Origin of the sequence: Kitasatospora hibisci, from assembly GCF_043950205.1 — a bacterium.
GTDB lineage: Bacteria > Actinomycetota > Actinomycetes > Streptomycetales > Streptomycetaceae > Kitasatospora > Kitasatospora hibisci.
This window is the reverse complement of record NZ_CP171642.1, coordinates 1,502,637-1,525,107: the sequence shown is the minus strand read 5'-3', so window position 1 is coordinate 1,525,107 and position 22,471 is coordinate 1,502,637. Positions and strand designations below refer to the sequence as shown.

The following is a 22,471-nucleotide window of genomic DNA, read 5'->3' as shown; positions in this document are numbered from 1 at the left end:
CCGGCCGGACATCCTGCCGACCGGGTGCGCCCGCGGTCCAACCAGCGTTCACCCGAACCGCGCAACCGGCGCCGGTCGGATCAGTCGCCGCGCAGGCGCTCCGCGTACGGCTGGATCCGGACCACCGCGTCGGCGATCCGGCGTACGGTGGCGGCGTCCATCTGGGACCAGAGCGGCACGGTCAGCACGGAGGCGGCGAGCCGGTCGGTGCGCGGCAGCGCCTCGGCCTGGCCGAGGTGGGCGTAGGCGCGCTGGCGGTGCACCGGTGGGTGGAAGTAGCGGCGCGAGTCGATGCCCTCGGCCCGGAGGGCGTCGGCGAGCCGGAGCGCGGAGAGCCCGAAGGCGTCGGCGTCCAGCATCAGCGTGAGGTCCTTGAACGTCGAGGTGTCGCCCGCCTCCGGCAGGGCGAGCCGCAGGCCGGGCAGGCCGGCCGTGGCGGCGCCGAACTCGGCGACGAGGGCGCCCCGGTGGGCCACCCGCTCGGGCAGGCCGGCCAGCCAGTTGAGGCCGACGGCGGCGTGGAGTTCGCTCATCCGGGCGTTGAGGCCGGGGAAGAGCGTGTCGTAGTCGCCGGGGTTGCCGTAGTCCCGGGCGTGCCGCAGCCGCTGGGCGAGCTCGGCGTCGTGGGTGGCGACCAGGCCGCCCTCGCCGGCCACCGCGACCTTGGTCGGGCTCATCGAGAACACCTCGGCGTAGCCGAAGTTGCCGACCGGCACCCCGCGGCGGACGCTGCCGAAGCCGTGCGCGGAGTCGTACACCAGCGGGACGCCGGCCGCGTCGGCGACCTCCTGCAGCCGTTCGACCTGGCAGGGCGTGCCGTAGACGTGGGTGGCCATCAGGGCGGCCGGGCGGTCCGCGGTGGCGAGGACGGCGGCGGCGTCCTCGGGGTCGAGGGTGACGTCCTGCTCGCGGGCCTCGGCGAACAGCGGGGTGCCGCCGGCCCAGTGGGCGGCGTGGGCGGTGGCGGAGAAGGTGAAGCCGGGCATCACCACCGGCCGGCCGTCGCCGACCCCGGCGGCCTGCAGCACGAGCATCAGGCCGGCGGTGCAGTTGGAGACGGCCACCGCGTGCGGCACGTCGAGCAGCTTGGCGGCGGCCTCCTCCAGTTCGGCGACGGTCCGGCCGTTGGTGAGCTGCCCGCTGTCGAGCACGCTGCCGAGCCGCTCCAGCAGCGCGGCGCGGTCGGGGACGCGAACCCGGGTGAGCGGGAGTCCGTCCGGGAAGGCGGGCGTGCCGCCGAGGGCGGCGGGCAGGGCGTGGGTGTCGGTGGTCATGGCGCGGTCGATCCCCCCTGGGACGGTGACTGGGATTCGGAGTGGCTCGGGGACGGCGAGGGCGAGGTGAACGGCGTTCCGGCGTACGGTGGTTCGGCGTACGGTGGTGAGGCGTACACGGCTGGGGCCACCGGCGGTGGGCCGACCGGTCGCCGCTCCCGCCACTGGCCCGGTGCGACCCGCCAGACCGGTGGCGGCCGGCGTTCGGCGGGCCCGCGGGCGGCGGAGGCGGCCGGCACGACCAGCAGGACCAGCGCCAGCGGCAGCACCTGGACCCGCTCGCGGGACAGGATGCCCATGTTGTTGATGGTCGAGAACGCCCAGCAGAACAGCAGCGTGTACACGGCGGTGAAGGCGACGTACGAGCGCTGCACGAAGAGCCGGGGCAGCCGGCTCAGCCGGGGCCAGCTGCGGATGAACATCACCAGCAGCGCGAAGCACTCCACCGACTGGATCAGGTTCTGGATGTTGGAGGCCTCGAACGGGAACGGCCGGAACAGCACGCTGACCACGGCGACCGGCAGACCCGCCGGATTGAGGCTGAACCTGGGCGCGGTGTCCTCGGGCGCGGTCGCGTTGATCATCGAGTTTCCCTGGCTGGTGCGCCGCGAGGTCTCCGAGAGCACCTGGTTGACGGCGTCCCCGCCGGTGCCGTCGGTGCCGAAGAAGGTGGAGACCTGCTGCAGCATCAGCACGGCCATCGCGCCCAGCACCACGGCGGTGAGGATCGTCCGCAGCGGCCCGAGCGCGCTCGCCTGCTGCGGCCGCTTGCGCAGCACGTACGCGACCATCAGCCCGGCTCCGGCGAGCGCGGTGACGTGCGGGCGGACCATCGCGGTGCCGAGCGAGCCGAGGGCGATGCAGGCGAAGGCCCCGAACCGGCGGTCCAGCAGCCGTGCGGTGCCGTAGGTGGTCAGGCCCAGGCAGAACATCATCCAGGCGTCCTTGCCGATGCTGGACGGCCAGAACAGCAGCGAGGGCAGGAAGAACACCAGCTTGGCGTACTTGCGGGTGTCCGCCTCCGGGAAGGCGATCTGCAGCGCCCGCCAGAACAGCAGCAGCCCCCAGAACCCCAGCCAGGAGAAGACCAGGAAGCCGCCGATCAGCGACGGGCCGGTGATCGCGTAGACCACCCCGGTGACGACGATGATGAAGCCGGTGCCGGCGACCTTCATCCCGAGGTCGTACTGGATCCCGCCGAACAGGTCGGCCTGGTCCAGGTACGCGGCCAGCTCGCTGCCCTTCTGGTGGTACATCTTGGAGTCCGCCGCGCCGCCGTACAGCACGAACGCCATCAGGTAGCGGGGGAAGGCGCAGAGCAGCTTGGCCGTCATGGCCAGCAGCAGCAGCCGGAACACGTCCCGCTCCGGGTTGGCGGCGGCGATCCGGGCCAGGATCGGGGTGCCGATCCCCATCAGCACCGGGAGGATCAGCAGCGCGCCCCAGGTGTCGTACGAGGTGTGCACCATCGCGACGACGAAGAACGCGACGTAGCCCGTGACCAGCGCGGCCGCGACGGCGGACGGCCACGGCACCCGGGTCGTGGCGGCCCGGACCGCCGGGGCCGGCCAGGGCATCAGAAGACCTCCAGGTCGCCGAGGGAGAACCGCCAGTCGGCCAGGGTCAGTCGGGTCGGTCCGGCCGGGGTGCGGGCGGCCAGGGTCACCCCGGTGCGCGGTGCGCGCAGGTAGCCGGCCCGCAGTGCGGCCGCGGCGGCCTCGGTGCCGGGGGAGAGGTGGGTGGCGACGTGGTCGCAGCCGGACTCGCGGGCGGCGGCGCGCAGCAGCCGCGCGGCGCTGTCCCGGTCACCCGGTCGGACCAGCACGTCCGCGAGGGTGAACTCGGCCAGCGGGCCGCGCCGTCGGGGCCGGCCGACGGCCAGGCCGGTGAGCTCGCCGCCGCGGTGGCAGGTGAGCACCCGGTAGTCCAGGCCGGGGGCGTGCCCGTAGCGCCAGCGCAGGAACTCCGGGGTGCGGCGGACGGCCAGGCGCGGATCGGCGGCGTCGGCGGCGATCCGCTCGCGCAGCAGCTCGGCCAGCGGGCCGTCCGCCGACTGCGCCTCGAACCAGTCTCCGGCGGTGGGGAGCCGGCAGTCGGCCGGGGCGGCGGGGCCGGCCGGTCGGCGGGCCAGTGCGGCGCGCACCCCGCGGGCGAACGCGGTCGGGCGGACCGGGCGCAGCGCCACCGGGACGTGCCCGAGTTCCTGCCAGCCCATCCTCCGGTACCCCGGCAGGCTGTTGCCGTTGGGTGTGTTGAACACCAACTCGGCCTGCTCGCCGACCTGTCCGAGCAGATCGAGGGTGAGCCGGCGGAAGATGCCGCGGCCCTGGAAGTCCGGGTGGGTGGCGGTGTCCACCGGCCGGACGGCGGTGACGGTGCGGCCGGTGGCGCCCTCGTGCCAGTGCCAGCGCAGGAAGAGCCGGACGCCGGCGAGACGCCCTTCGGGGGTCTCGGCGAGCAGGCCGGGGCTGGCGCCGAAGGGGTTCAGCCGGTGCTTCCAGCGGAAGAACTCGGCGGTGCGGGTGCCGGTCGGGCCGCCCGCCAGGGAGGCGGTCAGCAGGTCGAGGACGGCCGGGAGGTCGGGCTCCGTGAGCGGGCGGAAGGTCAGCTCGGCGGGGGCGGGCAGGGCACTCACGTCCGGACTCGCACTCTTCTCGGTGGTAGGGGCCTTCGGTGGTGGCGGGGAGCGCGCCTCAGCGCCGCAGGACCTGCTCGTACACCGCCTCGACGGCCCGCTGCGCGCCGGCCACGTCGAAGCGCCCGGCGCGCTCCCGGGCCGCCGCGCCGAGGAGGCTCCGCAGCGGCGGGTCGGCGGCCAGCCGGCCGAGGGCCGCGGCCAGCGCGGCCGGGTCGCCCGGCGGGACGAGCAGCCCCTGCTCGCCGTCGTCCAGCACCTCCGGCATGCCGCCGACCCGGGTGACCACGGACGGCAGGCCGGTGGTCATCGCCTCCATCAGGGCGACCGGAAGGCCCTCCTGACGTGAGCTCAGGGTGAAGACGTCCAGGCCGGCCAGCAGCGCGGGCACGTCGGAGCGCGAGCCGGCGAACAGTACGCTGTCGGCGAGGCCCAGTTCGGCCGCGCGGTCGCGCAACTGCCCTTCCAGCGGACCGGATCCGATCAGCACCAGGCGGGTGCCGGGGTGGTGGCGGCGCAGCTCGGCGTGGGCGGCGAGCAGGGTGGCCTGGTCCTTCTTCGGGGTCAGGTTGCCGACCGTGCCGACCACGAACGCGTCCTGCGGCAGGCCGAGTTCGGTCCGGGCCTCGGCGCGGGCGGCGGGTCCCTCGGGGGCGCCCGAGAGGTCCGGCCCGTGGTGCACCACGGTGACCCAGGAGCCGGGGCGGCGCCGGGCGGCCGGGATGCCCCGCTCGACGGCGTGCGAGACGGCGATCACCGCGTCGTTGCGCCGGTAGGTGAGCGCGTTGGCCCAGCGGGTGGCCGTGCGGTAGCGGTCCCAGACGTTGTGCTCGGTGTGCACCAGGCGCGGCGAGCCGGCGGTGGGCGCCAGCAGCCGGGCGGCGGTGGCCGGGACCGGCATGTGGGTGTGCACCAGGTCGTAGCGGCGCGCGGCGATCAGCCGGCGCAGCCGCAGCGGCCAGCGCGGGTCGGACCGGCCGGGAGCGACGGTGGCCGTGCCGTTCCCCGGGGTGCCGAGGCAGTGCACCCGCACCCCGGCCTCGGTGAGTGCCGGGGCGAGTGCGTCCTTCCACGGCAGCACGTACGCCAGCTCGATCTCGTACCGTGAAGTGTCCGCGTGGCGGGCGCAGTTGAGCAGCAGCTGCTCGGCGCCGCCACGGCCCAGGCCCTTGGCCAGCCAGAGCACCCTGGTCCGTGCGCTCACCGTTCCTCCGTCTCGCGCAGCAGGGCCGGCTCGCCGTGCTCGCCGTCGCCGACCGTGCCCTGGGCACGGCCCCGGCGGTGGGCGCCCACGGCACCCTCGGCACCCTCGGCCGGTCCGGGCGGGGCGTGGTCGTCCGGGTGACGGCGATCGTCCGGCTTCCGGCCGTACGGCTCGGCGGCGCCGGTCCGGGAGCCGTCCGCCCCGGCGCCGGGGGTCGCGGCGGGTCCGCGCCGGGCCCAGCTGGGCGCCGGCCGCTGCCCGGCCGCCCGTTCGGCCGCTCGCTCCGCAGCCCGCGGCAGCGCGGGCTGCGCCGAGCGGGCCGCCGGGGCCGACGGGCCGCCGCCCGCCGCGGTGCGCCGCCGCCGCCGCCCGGCCGGCCCGACGGTGCCGAGCAGCGCCACGCCGGCCACCGGCACACCGGTGCGGCAGAGCAGCTCGGCGACCCGGTCGGCCTGTTCCGGGGTCACGTTGCCGCTGCGCACGGTCACCAGCACCGCGTCCGCGTGCTGGACCAGGTCGAACGCGTCGTTGGCGTGCAGCAGGGGCGAGGTGTCGACCAGGATCACGTCCGCGTACCGGCGGGCCCGACGCAGCACCTCGGCGGCGCGCAGCACCAGCGCGGCCGGGTACGCGGTGGTGTTCCCGCCGGTGATCAGCGAGACGCCCTCCACGTTGGTCGGCCGGATCAGTTCGTCCAGCTCGCCGAGCTGCTCGCCGCTGAGCAGCTCGGCCATCCCGGGCCCGCCGCCCACGCCGAGATGGGAGTGGAGCTGCGGGTGGCGGAAGTCGCAGTCCAGCACCAGGACTTCGCGCCCCGTCTCGGCCAGCGCGGCGGCCAGGTTGGCGACCGTGGTGGTCCGGCCGTCGCCGCTGCCGCCGGAGGCGACCAGCACCACCGGCGCCGGGTTGGCCAGCCGGCGCGAGAGCTCCTCGGCCGGGTCCCACGCGGTGTGCGCCCGAACCGGCAGCGCGAGCGCGTCCGGGCCGGTGAGCAGCAGGGTGGAGCGCAGTGAGCGGTACGCCTCGGCGGCCGGGTCGGAGGGCCGGGCCCGTACCAGCGGCTCGCGCAGTCGCCGCAGCCGGCGGGAGAGTTGCGGAACCTCACCGATCACCGGGAGGTTGAACGCCTCCTCGACCGGGTTGCGGGTGCGCAGCCGGGTGTCCATCCGGCTGAGCATCAGTGCCGCCACGACCCCGAGGGCGAGGCCGAGCGAGACGGCGAGGCCCAGCCGCACGCTCCGGCTGGGCGAGGAGAGCAGGTTCCCGGCGCTCTGCCGGGCGTCGATGCTGCCCCACTGCTGGATGGCATCGGTCTGCGCGCCGTTCTGCAGCTTGCTGATCGCGGTGAGCGTCGAGGTCAGCGAGGTGGACGCGGCGGTCAGCTTCGGCTGCAGCTTGGGCTGGTCGCCGGCCGAGGAGCGGTTGAACTGCTGCTGGATCTCGTCGAGCGCCTTCTGCTGCGCGTCCGCCTGGGCCTGCAGCTTCTTGATCGTCTCGGCGGCGCTCTTCGCGGACTCCTCGCCGAAGCCCTTGATGATCGCGGCCGAGTAGGCGGCCGCCAGGTCGGAACAGGACTGCTGGGTGGGGCCGATGGTGGCTATCGACAGCATCTGCGCGCTGTCGGCCGTCACCGTGCGGCGGGCGATCACCGCGGCGACGTCGGCGATGCCGAGCTGCTGGGCCGCCGCCGTCGCGACGTCCGCGCCCTGCGCGTACGAGAGCACCTGGTCGGCCCGCACCGTGTCGCCGGCCCCCGCGACCGGCGTGATGGCGACCTTGCACTTCCATTTGGCGTTGTCCACCGTGTCACCGGCCGGGGTCAGCAGCCAGCCGACGACGAGCGCGGCGAGCGTGCAGCCGACGAGCAGCCGCCAGTAACGCCGCAGGACGGTGAAGTGGTTTGCCGGTTCCACCGGTTGGATCCCCTCGCGTTCGTGGTGCGGTGGTGCTGTGGAACTCCCGCCCGGGGCGGCCCGTTCGGGAGCACGGCGGTCCGGGTGCTGCTACCTGCGCCGGATCCGCGGCGCGGTGGGATCCCTCGGCCGGTGCAACTCGCCCCCCTGACGATTGCGCTACCCCCGTAGCCCCGCGTCCGGCGCCCCGGAGCGGACCCGTGCTCGGCCCGCCGCCCCCGCCGGTCCCCCTTGCGATGCTTGCCGAGCCGCGACGTGCGGCGCAACCGCTTTGGTGATACTGGGACCGGTCGATTCCCGACCAACCGATCGCGGGTGGCCGGATCCCGTCAGACCGGGCGCAGCCGCAGTGAGCGCTCGTAGAACTCGACCATCTGCGCCGAGACCTGGTGCAGGGTGAAGGCGGTCAGGAAGCGGGCCCGCGCCGCCTTCGCCCGGACCCGCGCCGACGCACGGTCGTCCAGGGTGTCGGCGAGCGCCGCCGCCAGCTCCGCCGGCCGCTCCGGCGGCACCAGCCGGGCGTAGTCCTCCGAGCCCACCGTCTCGCGCAGCGCGGGCACGTCCGCGCAGACCAGCGGCACGCCGACGCCCATCGCCTCCATCGCCGCGCTGCCCAGCCCCTCCCAGCGGGACGGCACGGCGAACGCGTCGGAGGCGGCCATCAGGTCGAACACGTCGTCGCGCGGCCCGAGGAAGCGCACCCCGCCGGCGGCCTCGGCGAGCGCGGTCAGCCGGGGCGTCTCGCTGCCCTCGCTGCCGGCCAGCAGCAGCACCGCCCCCGGCTCGGTGCGCAGCACCGCCGGCCAGGCCTCCAGCAGGACGTCCAGGCCCTTCTGGTACTGCTGACGTGCGGCCGCGAGCACCACCGGGGCGTCCTGCGGCAGCTCCAGCGCCGCCCGCACCGCCGCCCGCCGGTCCGGGGTGACGGTGCCCAGCAGCTCCGGGTCGCGCCCGCGCGGCACGACGTCGATCCGCTCCCGTGGCACCCGCAGCCGCTGTGCCATCGCCCCCGCCACGTAGCGGGTCAGCGCGTGGAACCGGCGGGTGCCCTGCGCGGTGGCGGCGTCCACGGCCTGCGCCGCCCGCACCTTCCACGGGCTGAGCCCGCGGGCGTTCAGGTGCTCCGGCCCGTACGCCGAGTTGACCAGGCTGGAGACCACCGGGGTGCGCGCCGACAGCGCGGCCGCCCGGCCGAGCACGTCCGACTCGTAGAGCGTGGTGTGGACGAGGTCGGGCCGGCGCTCGCGGACCAGCCGGTGCAGCGCGGCTGCGGAGCGGCCCCGGGTGGCCCGGCCCACCCCGAAGACGTCGGCACCGGCCGCGGTCAGCTCGGGCTGGAACCCGCCGGGCGAGTCCTTGAGGTACGCGACGTCCAGCTTCACGCCGGCCCGCACCAGTTGGGGGGCCATCGCCACCAGGCCCTGCTCGGCCCCGCCGACCCTGCTCACGCTGTCGATCACATAGAGCACATGCACAGGCCAACCCCCGCCCTCCTGGGCGCGTCCGGTCTCCCGTGCCGGCCGGCACCCTGACTGCCGATCAGCATTGCAGGTGGCGACCGCCGACCGCCAGGGAATCGGACAGGAGGCATCGGCCCCCCGGGGCGGTCGGGGGCGGCTGAGGGCGCACGGCCGGGCGCACGTCCGGCGCAGCCGGCGGGCGGGGGCCGTGAGCGGCGCGCGCCCGGATCGCCGGCGCCCGCGCACGGGCCACCACCGGCTCGTGCGAAGAGGCTGTACCGCGCGGGGGCCTGTGCCAGGGTCGATCCCATGCCCGAAGCGACGCCGGCGACGCCGACCGGAACCCGCCCCCGGATCCTGCACCTCATCACCGACCCGCGCCGCCGCGGCGCCCAGAACCTCGCGCGGGACCTCCACCGGGAACTGCGCCGCCGCGGCCAGGCCTCGGCCCTGCGCGCCCTCGCCCCGCACCCCGACGCCCACCCGGACGCGCCCGACACCCGCGCCACCGTCGTCCTCGGCCCCGGTCGGCTGCACCCGGCCACCCTGCTCGCCCTGCGCTCCGCCGCCCGCACCGCCGACCTGGTCGTCGCCCACGGCTCGTCCACCCTCCCCGCCTGCGCCCTCGCCCTGGCCGGCACCCGCACGCCCTTCGTCTACGTCTCCATCGGCGACCCCCGGCACTGGACGGCGAGCCCGCTGCGCCGACTGCGCACCGGAGCCCTGCTGCACCGCGCCGTCGCCGTCACCGCCCTCGCCGACGAGGCCGGTGCCGTCCTGCAGGAGCGGTTCCGGCTGCCCGCCGCCGCGCTCCGCACCATCCCCAACGCCCGCGCCGCCGAGCGGTACCGGCCCGCCGCGGACGAGGCCGACCGGCGCGCGGCCCGGCAGGCCCTCGGCCTGCCCGCGGACGGCCTGCTGGTCGCCTGGCTCGGCGCGATCGCCCCCGAGAAGAGGCTCGACCTCGCCCTCGACGCCCTCGGCCGGCTGCCGGACGTCCGGCTCGCGGTCGCCGGCGACGGCCCGCAGCGGGCCGCCCTCGAACACCAACCGGCCGCCGCCCGCGCCCACTTCCTCGGCACCCTCGCCGACCCGGCGCCGCTCTACCGAGCCGCCGACGCGGTGCTGCTCACCAGCGACAGTGAGGGCGCCCCCGGTGTCCTGATCGAGGCCGCGCTGGCCGGGCTGCCCGCCGTCGCCACCGACGTCGGCTGGGTCGGCTCGGTCGTGCGCGACGGAGCCACCGGCGCACTGGTGGCCCCGGGCGACCCGCGCGCCCTCGCCGAGGCGCTGGCCGAGGTGCTGGCCGGCGACCGCGCCGCACTCGGCGCCGCGGCGCGCGAGCACGCGCTCTCCCGCTTCGAGCTCGGTGTGGTCACGGACGCCTGGCAGGCGCTCTTCACCGATCTCTGGCGACACCGGGCGGTCGGCCTCCGCTGACACGGCATCAAGGTCCTTCAGTTCCAGTGGTTTCGGTGCGGTGAGGTGCGGGCGGGCGGGTGCCCCCCTGTGCGGCCCGGTCGTCCGACGGGGCCGTCGGGGCCCTGCGCCCGGGTGGGAGGGCCTGATGGACGGCACTCCGTCCGCGTTCCGGCTGCGCGTGCGGCAGGCCGTGACCGAGGTGGCCGCGGGGAGCTGCTCCGCGCTCGCGCCGCCGTTCCCGGTCGAGCCGCTCCGGCCCTCCGAGGCGCGACGCTGGGCCGAACGGGCGAATCCGGCTCGCGCCGCCGGGCGGGAGCTGGCCGGTCGCCGACCGTGACGGACACACTGCCCGGTGTGAAGTCGCTGCTGAGGTCCACCGTCCTGCTCGCCGTCGCCACCGGGATCGCCGCATCCCCCGTCCAGGCGGGCGCCGCCACCACCCACCAACCCGCCGCCGACGGCGCGCAGTCCGTCCTCGCCGAGCGCCTCCAGCCGGTGCGCGAGGGCGCCCGCACCGAGGCGGTCGAGTTCTTCTGGTACGACTGCGGCCACTCCCAGCAGCTGGAGCAGCCCCTCCAGGCCTGGGCCGAGAAGCACCGCACCGACGTCGACCTGCGCCGGGTGCCCGCGATCTGGCCGGGCAGCCGCGAGGAGGGCGTGCAGCGCGGACACGCGCGCCTGTACTACACGCTGGAGCGCCTCGGCCTCGTCGAGCGCCTGCAGGCCAGTGCCTTCCGCGCGATCCACAACAACGACCAGGACCTCACCGCCGAGGCGGCCGCCGTCGACTGGGCGGTGCGCCAGGGCGTCGACGCGGGCACGTTCCGCGACGCCTACCGTTCCGAGCAGGTCCGGCGGAACGTCGACGAGGCCGCCGCGATGTTCGTCCGGTACCGCATCGACGAGCTGCCCACCGTGGTGGTCCAGGGCGACGCCCGCACCACGCCGACCCAGGCCGGCGGCGTCGACGCGATGCCCGCCGTCATGGACCGCCTGGTCGCCGACGACCAGCAGCGGCAGCAGGAGCGGTCCCGCCACTGAGGCCCCCCGCGCCGTACCAGGCCCCTGCCGACCTCCTTCCGCGCCACGCCCGTCCACCGGTGTTCCGATCACCTTCACGGAACCGACCCCCGGTGACCACACTCTGTGCCATGGTGGACGCCGGGCCGAACCGTCGCGTCGGACAACTGCCGTGGCGGCTGGCCCACTTCTCGATACCGCCGGTACCGGAGAGGGCAGGGGTCCGTGGGGGGACAACGCGCGCAGCTCGTCGACGAGCGCGAGAGCCAGACATCGGCCGCTCCGCGGCGGCCCTCGGCCGCGGAGGGGCCGCCGCCCGAACTGATCTTCAAACGCCGGCTGCGCCCCGCCCAGGTCGCCCGGGAGCTCTGGGGCGCCCGTGAACTGGTCCGCGCGCTGGCCGAGCGTGACCTGCGCGCCCGCTACAAGCAGGCCGTCCTCGGCTTCGCCTGGGCGGTCCTCACCCCGCTCGCGCTCTGCGCCATCTTCACCCTGGTCTTCCATCGCGCGGTGAAGATCGACACCGGCACGGCGGCCTACCCGCTCTTCGCCTACGTCGGCCTGATCGTCTGGCAGTTCTTCAGCAACACCATGAACCAGGGCGCGCTGAGCCTGGCCAACAACCTCAGCCTGCTCAACAAGGTCTACTGCCCGCGCGAGGTCTTCCCGCTGGCCACCATGCTGGTCGCCGGTGTCGACATGTTGATCGGCATCGGCGTCCTCGGCCTGCTCTTCCTGCTGTTCTGGACCGCCCCCGCCGCCACCTTCCTCTGGGTGCTGCCGCTGCTGCTGATCCAGTTCGCGTTCACCTACGGTGTGGCGCTGATCCTCTCGGTCGCCGTGGTCTACCTGCGCGACGTCCGCCACCTGCTGCCGATCATCACCCAGATGGGCGTCTTCGCCACCCCCGTCGCCTACCCGCTGGCGCAGATCCCGCAGCGCCTGCAGGAGGTCTACGTCGGGTTCAACCCGCTGGGCGCCGTCATCGAGGGCTACCGCGGTGCCCTGCTGTACGGTGACGCGCCCGACCTCGCGCTCACCTCGATCGCCGCGGTCTCCTCGCTGGTGTTCCTGGTCGGCGGCTACCTGCTGTTCAAGAAGCTGGAGACGGGGATCGCCGATGTCGCCTAGCCGGACCCACCCCCTGGGCACGATCCGCACCGAGCAGGTGTGGAAGCGGTTCAAGGCCGACCAGCAGCGGATGCTGCTGCGCGACAAGGTCGAGTCGATGGCCCGCCGGCTGCGCGGCGAGAAGGGCGAGGACTGGCGCTGGGCGCTGCGCGACGTCAACCTGCACATCGAGCCGGGCGAGTCCGTCGGCCTGATCGGCTCGAACGGCTCCGGCAAGTCCACCCTGCTGAAGATGCTGACCCGGGTGATGTACCCGTACGGCGGCGTGATCGACGTTCGCGGCCGGATCGGCGCCCTGATCGAGATCCGGGCCGGCATCCACCCCGACCTCACGGGCCGCGAGAACATCTACCTGTTCGGTGCGCTGCTCGGCCTGCGGCGGCGCGAGGTGGCCACCCGCTTCGACGACATCGTCGAGTTCGCCCGGCTCGGCGGCGCCATCGACCGGCAGGTGAAGTTCTACTCCTCCGGCATGCAGATGCGCCTCGGCTTCGCCGTCGCTGCCTACCTGGAGCCCCATGTCCTGCTGGTGGACGAGGTGTTGGCGGTCGGCGACGCGGTCTTCCAGCAGCGCTGCCTGGACCGGATGCGCGAGGTCGCGGAGCAGGGCACCACGATCGTCTTCGTCTCCCACGACCTGCCCGCCGTGGAGTCCATCTGCCGGCGCGGCGTCTGGCTGGAGCAGGGCTCGGTCCGGGTGGACGCGGGCATCAAGGACGCGATGGCCGGCTACCGCGACTCCATCGAGGCCCAGTCCGAGGCCGGCGGCCGTACCGGCGAGCCGCTGCAACTGCTCAAGCACGCCGTCCGGGGCGAGGACCGGGAGAGCCTGACCACCGACGCACCGATGAGCGTCGAGCTCACCCTCGGCGGCGACCACCGCGGCGACGCCACCCTGCACCTGGGCGTCAGCGAGGGCACGTCCAGCCCCATCTTCCAGATCAGCCACGAGCTCCGACTCACCGGCGAGGACCGCCAAGTCGTCTGTGTGATACCCAGGTTGCCGCTTCCGCGTGGCCGCTACACGCTCTGGGCCGGCGTGTACGGGATCGGCCGGACCGACGGTGGGACGCTGATGAGCTGGCACTCGGTCGGCCAGTTCGACGTGTTCGGCCCGATGCTGGACACCCCGCCGCGCGCGGTCGTGCTGGCCGCGCCGGTCTTCGTCCCGCACCACTGGGAGGAGTGACCCTTGCGACCTGTCCGGGTGCTGGTCCATCTCAACAACCTTGCCCTGGGCGGAGCCCAGCTCAACGCGGTCGACATCGCCCGCACCCTGCGCGAGCGCGGCCACGACCCGGTGCTCTTCGCGCAGGGGGTGACCGGCCCCGCGCCGCTGGTCGAGGTCGCCGCCGGGCACGGCCTCGACGTCGTGGTCGCCGGCGGACCGGACACCCCGCACGCCGAGGTCCGGCGCCGCCTCGGCCGCCTCGCCGCCGAGCACGGCAGCCAGCTGCTGCACGCCTGGGAGGTCCGGGCGGCCCGCAACTCCTACTTCGGGCCCGGACGTTACGGACGGCTGCCGGTGGTCACCACCTTCTACGGCATCCGGATGCTGCGCGGCCTGCCCCACCACCAGCCGCTCGTCCTCGGCCTCGGTGCGCTGATGGGCGAGGGAAGGGCCTTCGGCCACCGGGACGTCAGCCTGATCGAACCGCCGGTGAACACCGCCACCGACGCACCCGGACTGGTCGACGGCGCCGCCTTCCGGCGCGAGCACGGCATCGGCGACGACGAGTTGCTGCTCGTCATCGTCACCCGGCTGGTGCCCGCACTGGAGAAGGACGCCGGCACCGAGCTCACCGTCGACGCCGTCCGGCAGCTCGACGACCCGCGGGTCCGGCTGGTCGTGGTCGGCGCCGGGCCGAGTCTGGAGCCGCTGCGCACCCGCGCGGCCGCGGCCAACACCGCCCTCGGCCGCCGAGCCGTCCTGGTGCCGGGCCAGTTGGCCGACCCGCGGCCCGCCTACCAGGCCGCCGACATCGTCCTCGGCATGGGCGGCTCGGCCCTGCGCGGCCTCGCCTTCGGCAAGCCGGTGGTGGTGCACGGGGCGGCCGGCTACACCGCCGTGCACGAGCCGGGGCCGCTGGTCGAGCCGCACGCCTCGCGCTGCATGTACGGCTTCGGCAGCGGCTCGCGTGAGCCCGAGTCGCTGGCCGGGCAGCTCCGCGGACTCCTCGACGACCCGGGCCGACGCACCGAGTTGGGTGCCTGGGGGCGGGAGTGGGTGGTCGGACGGTTCTCGCTGGAGAGCGTGACCACGGCCTTCGAGGAGCTCTACGCCCGCGTCCTGGCCCGCCCGGCCCGCGCGGGCCGCTGGCTGCGGGACCTGGAGCAGATGACCAGGTACGAGTTCACCAAGCCGGCGGCCCTGCGCCTGTTGGGCCGCCTCTGACCCGGGCCTCCGACCCCGGCCTCCGACCGCGGTCGTGTCGGGGGCCCCGGCTCGGTCCTCCGTCCGGGCCGACCGACGGTCTCCGTCCGACCGGAGGACCGGCCGGCCGGACGGAGGACCGCCGGTCAGTCGCGGCGCAGCAGGTAGGTGACGAAGCCGAGGGTTCCGCGGTACCCGTGCAGCCACTCGGACCGGTGCCGGTCCGCCGCTTCTCGGGCGGCCGCCGCGTCCGGGTGGTCCGGGTGGTCCAGCGCCCACGCGGCCAGCGAGCCCGTCCACGAGAACTCGTAGTCGTCCCACTCCTGCGGCGTGCTGACATGGCCGTACACCGGCGTCCAGCCGTCCGCGATCACCCGGTCGGTCGTGGTCGCCAGATCCGCGAACTCCTCCCGGTCCGCGCCGAGCCCGTCCAGCGCGGCCTGCCCGGGTTCCCGCTCCCAGAAGCCGTCGCCGACCACGACCAGACCGCCCGGCGCCAGGTGCCCGCGGGCCGCGGCCAGGGTCGGCAGCAGCCCGCCGAAGGCGTGCGTCGCCCCCACGTTCAGCACCAGGTCGAACGGCTCGACGGCTTTGAACTCCTGGACGTCCAGGTGGTGCAGACCGATCCGCCGCTCCACCCCGAGGGCCAGGGCGACCTCCCGGGCCCGGGTCAGCGCCGCCGCGTCCAGGTCCACCCCGACCGCCTGCCACCGCGGCCGCGCCGCCAGCGCCCGGACCAGCCAGCCGCCCTCGCCGCAGCCGAGGTCGAGCACCCGGCCGGTCTCGGTGTGCCCGGTGGCCCGGGTCAGCAGCCGGGCCACCGACTCGTCGGCGATCGGCGCGGCGATCGGGTGGTGGGCATGGGCGAGGCGGGAGATCGTTTGGCGGTCCATTCGAACAGTGTGGACCAGACGTCTCAGTACGTCCGGCCTTTCCACGAAGCTCCGCGTCCGCGCCAGTGCTGCACCGCCGAGTCCACCGTCATCAGCAGGTAGAGCGCCGCGGTGAACGGCAGGAGCAACGCGGCCGGCGCGGGCTGCCGGTAGTAGCGCAGCATCGGCAGGTACGTTCCCGCCATCAGCGCCCAGGCCGCCCCGCCCGCCGAGGCCGTCGCCCACCGCTCGGCGGCCGCCCCGGCCAGGGTCGCCACCGGCGGCACCAGGTACACCAGCGCCAGCCCGAGCACCGTGCCGGCCAGCAGCAGCACCGAGTGCCGCAGCTGGGCGTAAGCGCTGCGCGAGACCATCCGCCAGAGCTGTGCCAGGCGCGGGTACGGGCGGACGCTGTCCACCTGGTCCGCCAGGCCCAGCCAGGTCCGGCCGCCGGCGGCTTTCACCGCGCGGGCCAGCGAGACGTCGTCGATCACCGCCCCGCGGATCGCCGCCACCCCGCCCACCCGCTCCAGGGCCTCGCGCCGCACCAGCGAGCAGCCGCCCGCAGCCGCGGCCGTCCGCGCGCCCGGCCGGTTGGACCGGCGGAACGGGTACAGCTGCGCGAAGAAGTAGACGAAGGCCGGCACGATCAGCCGCTCCCACCCGGTCTCCACCCGCAGCCGGGCCATCTGCGAGACCAGGTCCAGCCGGTTGCTCTCGGCCGCGGCCACCAGCTCGGCGAGCGAGTCCGGCCCGTGCGCGATGTCGGCATCGGTCAGCAGCAGGTACTCCGCGTCCGGACCGGCCAGCTCCACGCCGTGCCGCAGCGCCCAGAGCTTGCCGGTCCAGTCCGGCGGCAGAGGGGGAGGGGTGGTGACGGCCAGCTCCAGCCCGTCGGGGGCGGCGAGCGAGGCCGCGAGCGCTCCGGTGCCGTCCGAGCTGTGGTCGTCCACCAGGACCACCCGGGCCCGCCCCGGGTACTTCTGAGCGAGCAGGCTCGGCAGGCTGAGCGGCAGCACCTCGGCCTCGTCCCGGGCCGGGACCACCACCACGACGTGCGGCCAGCGCGCCGGCGGGCGGCGCGGCGGCAGCCGCAGGTCGGTGCGCCAGAAGAACCCGTGGCAGCACGCCAGCCAGAGCCAGACCAGCAGGGAGAGCAGGGCGATCCACAGCAGGACGGTCACCCGGGCAGTCTGCCGCACCGGGGGCCCGTGGCGGGGCATCGACTAATGTCTTGGTCCATGAAGATCGCACTGATGGACTCGGGAATCGGCCTGCTGGCCGCGGCTGCCGCCCTTCGGACGCTGCGGCCGGACGTCGATCTGGTGCTCTCCTCCAACCCCGCCTCGATGCCCTGGGGCCCGCGCACGCCCGAGGAGGTCGCCGCGCTCGCCCTGGGCTGCGCGCGCGCCGCGGCGGACCTCGAACCGGACGTGCTGGTGGTCGCCTGCAACACCGCCTCGGTGCACGCGCTGGCCGTGCTGCGGGCCGAGCTGGAGCCCGCGCTGCCGGTCATCGGCACGGTCCCGGCCATCAAGCCGGCCGCCGCCCTCGGAGGTCCGGTCGCGATCTGGGCCACCCCGATCACCACGGGCAGTGCCTACCAGCGCGGCCTGATCCGCGACTTCGCCGGGACGGCCGCGGTCACCGAGGTCGCCTGCCCAGGGCTGGCGGACGCCGTCGAGCACGGCGACGACGCGGCGATCGAGGCGGCCGTGGCGGACGCCGCGGCCCGGACCCCGGCCGGTACGGCGGCCATCGTGCTCGGCTGCACGCACTACGAGCTGGTGGCCGACCGCATCTGCGCGGCCGTCGTCTCCACCGCGGCCCCCGGGCTGACGCTGCACGGGTCTGCCGACGCGGTCGCGGCCCAGGCGCTGCGCCGCGTCGCCGATCCCGGCCGCACCGGGGAGGCGACCGTGACCGTCCTCCACGCCGGCGTCCCGGCCCCCTTCCCCCCGGTCGCCCGGCTCTACCCCCAGGGCCTCACCCTCGCCACCCCCGCTCCCGCCGCCTGACCACCGACCCGCACCGGGCGCCGGCCCGCCCGACTCCCGGCGTGGACCCTGACCGGTGCGTCCCGGTACGCCCCGTGCGCGGGACGTCGGCTCGGCCGACTCCCCCCGCACGGGAGGTCAGGCCACGGCGTGGCCGCGCCAGCGGCGGTAGGCCGGTTCGAGGCCGGACAGGATGGTGTCGAACCGGCGGGTGCTGGTGGTGGAGTCCACCTGCAGCCGGCTGATCTGCAGCGGGTGGTGGGGCAGGCGCGGGCCCAACCGGTGGTCCGAGAGGAATCCGAGGCGGTAGCCGAGCTCCTGCAGGACGGCTTCCGCGCGCGGGTCGTGGCCGCCGTCGGGGTAGGCGAAGGCCACCGGCGGCTCGCCCAGCCAGTGGGTGAGCGCCTCGTGTGCACCGGTGATCTCGGCACGGACGGTGACGTCGTCGCAGCGGCCGAGGCACGGGTGCCCCTGGGTGTGGTTGCCGATGGCGACGCCGCCCGCGCGCAGGGCGAGCAGGTCGGCCGGGGTGAGCTGCTCCTGCCGGGGCGGACGCCGGTCCGCACTGACCCGGAGCTCGTGCAGGCTGCGCCGCCGGTCCGGGTCGGGCATCGCCTTGAGCCGCCGGAGCAGCTGCGACGGGTGTCCGCAGTCCAGCGAGCGGGCGCGCCCGCCGTGCCGGGCCAGGAAGTCGGCCTCGTGCCACCAGAACGGCCGTTCGGTCCCGATCAACTCGGAGATCACGAAGGCGGCGGCCGGGATCCCGCGGTCGTTGAGGGCGGGCAGGGCGTGGGTGAGGACGCTGCGGTCGGCGTCGTCGAAAGTCACCAGCACGCTGCGCGGCGGCAGCGGCCGGCGCTCCGTGACGGCCTGCTGGACGGCGTCCAGGGAGACGGGTGTGGCGAGTCTTCGCAGCCGGTCCAGCTGGGCGCCGAAGGACCGCGGGTCGGTCACACCGTGGTAGGCGAGCACGGCGAGCCGCTGCGCGGCCCGCGCCCGGAACAGCGGTTGGACGGGGGCGAAGCGCAGCCACTCACCCCGCCCGTCCGGCCGGCAGGGATCGGCCGCCACGGTCGGCCGCCCGGCGGCCGGCTGGTGACCCCCCGGGCCAGCCGGCGCCGCAGGCACCGCCGGCGCCCCCGCGTAGGCCATGGGCGCCGGTTTCGTCGGCCGTGGAACGGGTTGCGGGCGAACGGGTTGCGGTCGGACGGAGGACTGCTGCCGGGCGGCCGGCTGCCCGACAGCCGCCTGCGGCAGCGAGCGCACGGTCACGCTCGGCAGGGTGCGGACCACGGACCTGGCCCTGGCCCTGGAGATCGACGTGGTGGACTGGGAATGCGGCACGGTTCCCCCTCGGTCGCCTGTGCGGCGTGGCGGTACCGCCGGAGGACGGAGCCCTGCCTCCGACACCAGGGCACGGCGGCTCCGCCCCCTGGGTAGTTCCGGTCCTCGGCGGGGACTCCCAACCCGCACCGCGGACGGCTCCTGGATCGCTCAATGTAGTGGAGACAGCTACTACGCGTAGATGGTTGTACCGGACAGCCGAGGATTTTTCGCGGGCCCGGAACATATGCCTCCGGGGCGTGCGCCGGAGCTCCGAACCGCCCGGTTCCGTCACCGAGCGTGCCCGGAGGGTCACTCCCCGCGGGCTGCCGGTCCGGGTTCCTCGCGGTACCTTGGGCTCATGGCAGACGCGGAACGTGATCACCCCCGCCCGCACGGTGCGACCCGGATGCAGCACCTGTGGCGTGGTGGCGCACTGGTCACCCACCAGATCCCGCTCGCCGTGGTGGGCCTGGCCTGCCTGGCGGTGGGCATCGTGGTGGCCGTGGCGGTTCCGGAGAGTGACGGTCCGGCCTGGGCCATGGCTGTGGCCGGCTCGCTCGCGGCCGGCGTGCTGCTGCTCGGCCGGATCGCGTTCGCCGTCGTGCGCTACCGGCGCGGCGCGACGCTCTGACCCGCGCGCTGCCGGACCCCGACCCGCCGTGCGTCCCGAACCGCCCGCAGTCGCTGTGGCTCCCGGGGTGTTTGTGGCTCCAGGGGTGCCCGTACCGTCGGAGTGTCCGGTATGTCCACGCGGTGACTGAGCTCCCGCTCGATTCCGGCCGGTCCGATCGGCCGGTTTTCAGCCCATCCGCCAACTCCTTCTCGCTTCTTTCACAAATCCGGGGCAGCAGCCCCACATCTCCCCCTACTGTGATTTCGTCCGGCCGGCCCAGAGAGGTCAACTGCGGCGGATGAAGGGCCACTTGACGGCGCCGGGGAGGGTGCCGCAGAGGGGGGAGCGATGAGCGGCAACGCCGTGTCCGGGGCAGTCGAGGCGGCCGGAACGGGTGGGGGCATGCGCGCCCGGGTCAAGCGCGGACTGGCACGCCGCGTCGGAGCCAGGCCCGGTGAGGGTGCCACCGTCCTGATCTACCACCGCGTGAGCGGCGGCAGCCCCGACGAGCTGGACGTCACCATCGCAGACTTCACCGCCCAGGCCGACCTGCTCGCCGAGCTGCCGCCCGGCCGGGTGGTCGCGCTGGACGAGGCGGTCGACCGGATCGAGGCCGGCCGCCGCACCCCCGGTATCGTGCTCACCTTCGACGACGGCTTCGCCGACGTCTACGACCACGCCTGGCCCCTGCTGCGCGAGCGCGGCCTCCCGTTCACGATCTACCTCGCCAGCGGCCACGTCGGCGGCGAGATGCGCTGGGAGGGCTCCACCGCGAAGACCGCCGGCGCTCCCGCGCTCAGCTGGGAGCAACTGCGTGAGATGACCGGCTCCGGCCTCTGCACCGTCGCCAACCACACCCGCAGCCACGCCCGGCCGGAGCTGCTCAGCACCGCCGAGCTGGACGCCTGCAACGACGACGTCGAGCAGCACCTCGGCGTCCGGCCCCGGCACTACGCCTACACCTGGGGCGTGCCAGTGCCGCACATGGAGCCGGCACTGCGGGCCCGGTTCCGGACCGCGGCCACCGGCGAGGTCGGCCGCAACACCCCGGGGACGGACCCGGTCCGGCTGCGCCGGGTGCCGGTGCGCCGCACCGACCCGATCGACTTCTTCCGCGCCAAGCTCTACGGCCGGCTGGTCCCCGAGCGCGCCTACGCCCGGATCGTCGCCGCCGCCAAGGCGGTGGGTGCCCGTGCCTGAGCCCGCCGCGGACACGCCCGATCCCACCGTGCCCGCCCGGCCCGCGCCGACGGCCCGGCTGCGCGGGCCGGGCGGGCGGCCGCTGCGCGTCGCCCACCTCACCACCGTCGACATGAGCCTGCACCTGCTCCTCGCCACCGAGCTCAAGGTGGACCTGGAGGCCGGCTTCGAGGCCTACGGCATCAGCGCGCCCGGCCCGTACGTCCCCGCGATCGAGGCGATCGGCGTCCGCCACGAGCCGCTCCCGGCGCTCACCCGCGCCTGGCAGCCCCGCGCGGACATCGCCGCCGCCCGCGAACTCCTGGCCGTGCTCGGCCGGATCCGCCCGGACGTGCTGCACACCCACAACCCCAAGACCGGCGTGCTCGGGCGGATCCTCGGCCGGCTGGCCCGGGTGCCGGTGGTGGTCAACACCTGCCACGGCCTCTGGGCACAGGCCCACGACCCGTTCGCCAAACGGGCGTTCGTGCTCGGGGCGGAGGCCTTCGCGGCGCGCTTCTCGCACGCCGAGCTGTACCAGAACGGCGAGGACCGCCGGACCCTGGCCCGCGTCGTCCCGTCCCGCCGCTCGCGGGTGGTCGGCAACGGCGTCGACCTCACCCGGTTCGTCACCGGCCCCGGCGAGCGCGACCGCCGCCGTGCCCTGCTCCGTGCCGAACTCGGCGTCGGGCCGGGGGAGCTGCTGGTCGGCGGGGTCGGCCGGCGGGTCGCCGAGAAGGGCATCCGCGAGTACGCCGAGGCGGCCCGGGCGCTGGCCGGCAAGGCCCGGTTCGTCTGGATCGGCCCGGACGACCCGGACAAGTCCGACGCCCACGGCGCCGAGTCCGGCGTGGAGTTTCTCGGCCCGCGCGGCGACATGCCCGCGGTGTACGCGGCCCTCGACGTCTTCGTGCTCCCCTCCTACCGGGAGGGGTTCTCGCGTTCCGCCATGGAGGCCGCCGCCGGCGGCCTGCCGATGGTGCTCAGCGACATCCGCGGCTGCCGCGAGATCGGCACCCACGACGAGCACCTGCTTCTCGCCCCGCCCGGCGACGCCCGGGCCCTCACCAGCGCGCTGGACCGGCTCCTCACCGAGCCCGGCCTGCGTGACCGGCTCGGCGCCGCAGCACGGAGCCGCGCCTCGGCACACTTCGACCAGCGCGCCGTCGCCGGGGTCTCGCTGGAGACCTACGCGGCCGTCGCCCGCGCCAAGGCCCTGCCCTGGACGGTCGGCTGAGCCCACCCACCACATCAGACTCAGGGGGAAGGACCGTCATGAAGCGAGGGGGGGACCTCGCGGTCACCGTCCTGGCCGGGATCGTCGCGATACCGCTCGGCCTGGTGATCGCCCTGCTGATCCGCTGCACGATGGGCGGACCGGTGCTCTTCCGCCAGACCAGGACAGGTCGGCACGGCAAGGAGTTCGAGATCCTCAAGTTCCGCACCATGCGGGACAGGCGCCACGCCGACGAGCCGGATGCCCCCCGCATCACCCGGCTCGGCGACCTGCTCCGCAGGACCAGCCTGGACGAGCTGCCGCAGCTCTGGAACGTCGCCCGCGGCGAGATGGGCGTGATCGGCCCCCGGCCCACCCTCCCGGAGCAGGTCGTCCACTACTCCCGCCGCCAGCGCGGCCGGCTCGACGTCCGCCCCGGCCTCACCGGGTGGGCACAGGTCCAGGGCCGCAACTCCATCGGCTGGCCCGAGCGGATCGAGCTCGACCTCTGGTACGTCGAACACCGTTCGCTCCTTCTGGACCTGCGCATCCTCGTCCGCACCGTCGGGGTGTTGCTGCGGCCGAGCGGCATCACGGCGGCCGGGGGCGTCAACCCCGGCTTCCCGGCGCCCACCGAAGCCGCCGAGACCCCGGCCGGCCACCCCGCACCCGACCAGCCGGTGACCGGCCAGTCCGCGTCCGACCACGTCGGGACCGCCGCCGGGCCCGCGCCGGTCGTTCCGTTCCCGACCATCAGCCTGCCCCGGCAGGCCACCGGACCCCGGCTGTCGCAGCCCGTCCACGCCGCCGTCGAGGAGGCGTCCTGAACCCGGAA

General features: G+C 75.2%; 20 protein-coding genes. 11 read left to right on the top strand and 9 right to left on the bottom strand.

The annotated features are described in order from the left end of the window. Positions 1 to 80: 80 nt before the first annotated feature. From ACF9IK_RS06490 to ACF9IK_RS06465, 6 genes are all read right to left on the bottom strand, one after another. Positions 81 to 1,274, bottom strand: a complete 1,194-nt coding sequence (locus ACF9IK_RS06490) for a DegT/DnrJ/EryC1/StrS family aminotransferase (RefSeq protein WP_395293273.1) — start codon at positions 1,272 to 1,274, stop codon at positions 81 to 83. Further along, entirely contained in the window at positions 1,271 to 2,851 is a 1,581-nt protein-coding gene (locus tag ACF9IK_RS06485) for a hypothetical protein (protein WP_395293272.1), read from the bottom strand. The genes ACF9IK_RS06490 and ACF9IK_RS06485 overlap by 4 nt, the downstream gene beginning before the upstream one ends. Next, the gene (locus ACF9IK_RS06480) at positions 2,851 to 3,909 is read right to left on the bottom strand and encodes a GNAT family N-acetyltransferase (RefSeq protein WP_395293271.1); all 1,059 of its coding nucleotides are present in this window, start codon (positions 3,907 to 3,909) and stop codon (positions 2,851 to 2,853) included. Before ACF9IK_RS06480 ends, ACF9IK_RS06485 begins: the two co-directional genes overlap by 1 nt. A gap of 58 nt (positions 3,910 to 3,967) precedes the next feature. Further along, entirely contained in the window at positions 3,968 to 5,113 is a 1,146-nt protein-coding gene (locus tag ACF9IK_RS06475) for a glycosyltransferase (protein ID WP_395293270.1), read from the bottom strand. Further along, entirely contained in the window at positions 5,110 to 7,026 is a 1,917-nt protein-coding gene (locus ACF9IK_RS06470; protein ID WP_395293269.1) for a tyrosine-protein kinase family protein, read from the bottom strand. The genes ACF9IK_RS06475 and ACF9IK_RS06470 overlap by 4 nt, the downstream gene beginning before the upstream one ends. Positions 7,027 to 7,355: 329 nt before the next feature. Further along, positions 7,356 to 8,474 (bottom strand): glycosyltransferase family 4 protein, encoded by a 1,119-nt coding sequence (locus ACF9IK_RS06465; protein WP_395293268.1) that lies wholly within the window; start codon positions 8,472 to 8,474, stop codon positions 7,356 to 7,358. A gap of 321 nt (positions 8,475 to 8,795) precedes the next feature. On the opposite strand from ACF9IK_RS06465, the gene ACF9IK_RS06460 reads away from it, so the two are divergent. The 6 genes from ACF9IK_RS06460 to ACF9IK_RS06435 all read left to right on the top strand — a co-directional run bounded on the left by ACF9IK_RS06460 (position 8,796) and on the right by ACF9IK_RS06435 (position 14,454). After that, entirely contained in the window at positions 8,796 to 9,926 is a 1,131-nt protein-coding gene (locus ACF9IK_RS06460) for a glycosyltransferase family 4 protein (RefSeq protein ID WP_395293267.1), read from the top strand. A gap of 127 nt (positions 9,927 to 10,053) precedes the next feature. Then, positions 10,054 to 10,245, top strand: a complete 192-nt coding sequence (locus tag ACF9IK_RS06455; RefSeq protein WP_395293266.1) for a hypothetical protein — start codon at positions 10,054 to 10,056, stop codon at positions 10,243 to 10,245. 17 nt (positions 10,246 to 10,262) lie between these two features. Further along, positions 10,263 to 10,949 (top strand): thiol:disulfide interchange protein DsbA/DsbL, encoded by a 687-nt coding sequence (locus ACF9IK_RS06450; protein ID WP_395293265.1) that lies wholly within the window; start codon positions 10,263 to 10,265, stop codon positions 10,947 to 10,949. Positions 10,950 to 11,153: 204 nt separating this feature from the next. Then, positions 11,154 to 12,059 (top strand): ABC transporter permease, encoded by a 906-nt coding sequence (locus ACF9IK_RS06445; protein ID WP_395293264.1) that lies wholly within the window; start codon positions 11,154 to 11,156, stop codon positions 12,057 to 12,059. Beyond that, the gene (locus tag ACF9IK_RS06440) at positions 12,049 to 13,248 is read left to right on the top strand and encodes an ABC transporter ATP-binding protein (protein WP_395293263.1); all 1,200 of its coding nucleotides are present in this window, start codon (positions 12,049 to 12,051) and stop codon (positions 13,246 to 13,248) included. The genes ACF9IK_RS06445 and ACF9IK_RS06440 overlap by 11 nt, the downstream gene beginning before the upstream one ends. 3 nt (positions 13,249 to 13,251) lie before the next feature. Further along, a complete protein-coding gene (locus tag ACF9IK_RS06435) occupies positions 13,252 to 14,454 on the top strand; it encodes a glycosyltransferase family 4 protein (RefSeq protein ID WP_395293262.1) in 1,203 nt (400 codons plus the stop codon). 125 nt (positions 14,455 to 14,579) lie between these two features. On the opposite strand, the gene ACF9IK_RS06430 is transcribed toward ACF9IK_RS06435, so the two are convergent. Next, on the bottom strand, positions 14,580 to 15,326 hold the full coding sequence (locus ACF9IK_RS06430; RefSeq protein ID WP_395293261.1) for an SAM-dependent methyltransferase: 747 nt from the start codon (positions 15,324 to 15,326) through the stop codon (positions 14,580 to 14,582). A 23-nt stretch (positions 15,327 to 15,349) separates the two neighbouring features. Then, positions 15,350 to 16,528: a glycosyltransferase gene (locus ACF9IK_RS06425; protein WP_395293260.1), complete on the bottom strand. Its 1,179-nt coding sequence runs from the start codon at positions 16,526 to 16,528 to the stop codon at positions 15,350 to 15,352. 18 nt (positions 16,529 to 16,546) lie between these two features. On the opposite strand from ACF9IK_RS06425, the gene ACF9IK_RS06420 reads away from it, so the two are divergent. Beyond that, the gene (locus ACF9IK_RS06420) at positions 16,547 to 17,323 is read left to right on the top strand and encodes a glutamate racemase (RefSeq protein WP_395293259.1); all 777 of its coding nucleotides are present in this window, start codon (positions 16,547 to 16,549) and stop codon (positions 17,321 to 17,323) included. A 117-nt stretch (positions 17,324 to 17,440) separates the two neighbouring features. On the opposite strand, the gene ACF9IK_RS06415 is transcribed toward ACF9IK_RS06420, so the two are convergent. After that, a complete protein-coding gene (locus ACF9IK_RS06415) occupies positions 17,441 to 18,373 on the bottom strand; it encodes a polysaccharide deacetylase family protein (RefSeq protein WP_395293258.1) in 933 nt (310 codons plus the stop codon). Between the two features lie 613 nt (positions 18,374 to 18,986). Between ACF9IK_RS06415 and ACF9IK_RS06410 the strand changes: the two genes are divergently transcribed. The 4 genes from ACF9IK_RS06410 to ACF9IK_RS06395 all read left to right on the top strand — a co-directional run bounded on the left by ACF9IK_RS06410 (position 18,987) and on the right by ACF9IK_RS06395 (position 22,463). Beyond that, positions 18,987 to 19,259 (top strand): hypothetical protein, encoded by a 273-nt coding sequence (locus ACF9IK_RS06410; RefSeq protein WP_395293257.1) that lies wholly within the window; start codon positions 18,987 to 18,989, stop codon positions 19,257 to 19,259. A 330-nt stretch (positions 19,260 to 19,589) separates the two neighbouring features. Next, a complete protein-coding gene (locus ACF9IK_RS06405) occupies positions 19,590 to 20,441 on the top strand; it encodes a polysaccharide deacetylase family protein (RefSeq protein WP_395293256.1) in 852 nt (283 codons plus the stop codon). Then, complete coding sequence (locus ACF9IK_RS06400) at positions 20,434 to 21,657, top strand: glycosyltransferase (RefSeq protein ID WP_395293255.1); 1,224 nt, start codon at positions 20,434 to 20,436, stop codon at positions 21,655 to 21,657. The genes ACF9IK_RS06405 and ACF9IK_RS06400 overlap by 8 nt, the downstream gene beginning before the upstream one ends. A gap of 38 nt (positions 21,658 to 21,695) precedes the next feature. Then, on the top strand, positions 21,696 to 22,463 hold the full coding sequence (locus tag ACF9IK_RS06395) for a sugar transferase (protein ID WP_395293254.1): 768 nt from the start codon (positions 21,696 to 21,698) through the stop codon (positions 22,461 to 22,463). Positions 22,464 to 22,471: the final 8 nt, after the last annotated feature.

Bases quoted from the DNA above. Each gene is read 5' to 3' on its own strand.
- ACF9IK_RS06490 (WP_395293273.1), bottom strand. From the start codon at position 1,274: ATGACCACCGACACCCACGCCCTGCCCGCCGCCCTCGGCGGCACGCCC.
- ACF9IK_RS06485 (WP_395293272.1), bottom strand. From the start codon at position 2,851: ATGCCCTGGCCGGCCCCGGCGGTCCGGGCCGCCACGACCCGGGTGCCG.
- ACF9IK_RS06460 (WP_395293267.1), top strand. From the start codon at position 8,796: ATGCCCGAAGCGACGCCGGCGACGCCGACCGGAACCCGCCCCCGGATC.
- ACF9IK_RS06455 (WP_395293266.1), top strand. From the start codon at position 10,054: ATGGACGGCACTCCGTCCGCGTTCCGGCTGCGCGTGCGGCAGGCCGTG.
- ACF9IK_RS06440 (WP_395293263.1), top strand. From the start codon at position 12,049: ATGTCGCCTAGCCGGACCCACCCCCTGGGCACGATCCGCACCGAGCAG.
- ACF9IK_RS06430 (WP_395293261.1), bottom strand. From the start codon at position 15,326: ATGGACCGCCAAACGATCTCCCGCCTCGCCCATGCCCACCACCCGATC.
- ACF9IK_RS06425 (WP_395293260.1), bottom strand. From the start codon at position 16,528: ATGCCCCGCCACGGGCCCCCGGTGCGGCAGACTGCCCGGGTGACCGTC.
- ACF9IK_RS06420 (WP_395293259.1), top strand. From the start codon at position 16,547: ATGAAGATCGCACTGATGGACTCGGGAATCGGCCTGCTGGCCGCGGCT.
- ACF9IK_RS06410 (WP_395293257.1), top strand. From the start codon at position 18,987: ATGGCAGACGCGGAACGTGATCACCCCCGCCCGCACGGTGCGACCCGG.
- ACF9IK_RS06405 (WP_395293256.1), top strand. From the start codon at position 19,590: ATGAGCGGCAACGCCGTGTCCGGGGCAGTCGAGGCGGCCGGAACGGGT.
- ACF9IK_RS06395 (WP_395293254.1), top strand. From the start codon at position 21,696: ATGAAGCGAGGGGGGGACCTCGCGGTCACCGTCCTGGCCGGGATCGTC.